This is a genomic window from Lactobacillus sp. WILCCON 0149, assembly GCF_057197965.1.
This window is the reverse complement of sequence record NZ_JBUBHO010000044.1, coordinates 1-306: the sequence shown is the minus strand read 5'-3', so window position 1 is coordinate 306 and position 306 is coordinate 1. Positions and strand designations below refer to the sequence as shown.

1 protein-coding gene is annotated in these 306 nt (G+C 49.0%); it reads right to left on the bottom strand.

Annotated elements, in window-relative coordinates; genetic code table 11:
- Window positions 1-306, bottom strand: a 306-nt coding sequence (locus ACYVUV_RS12400; protein WP_484499587.1) for an IS66 family transposase, incomplete at both ends; no start/stop codon positions are given.

Genomic DNA, 306 nt, shown 5'->3' with positions numbered 1-306 from the left:
GCCAGGATATTGATCACAATGAAGGTATCCGCTGAAGCCTGTGAGGAAATCCCACGCTTCGGCACCTTTTCGTGATCCATGGTGATACAGGACAATCGGCTTCTCGGCATGCTTGCCTGATAAGAAGGTCCAGACGTAGTCTTTAGCTCTTTCGCTGTCTAAGACTCGATATGGCGTCTCATCTGCGTGAATGACATCCAGCTTTAGCAGCTCTTTTCTCAAGAGCTCGTAAAGGCTGGAGAGGTAGTACTCGCAGACTTTGATATGCCAATTCGAAACCGTCTTGTGATCAAGCGGAAGGCCCAT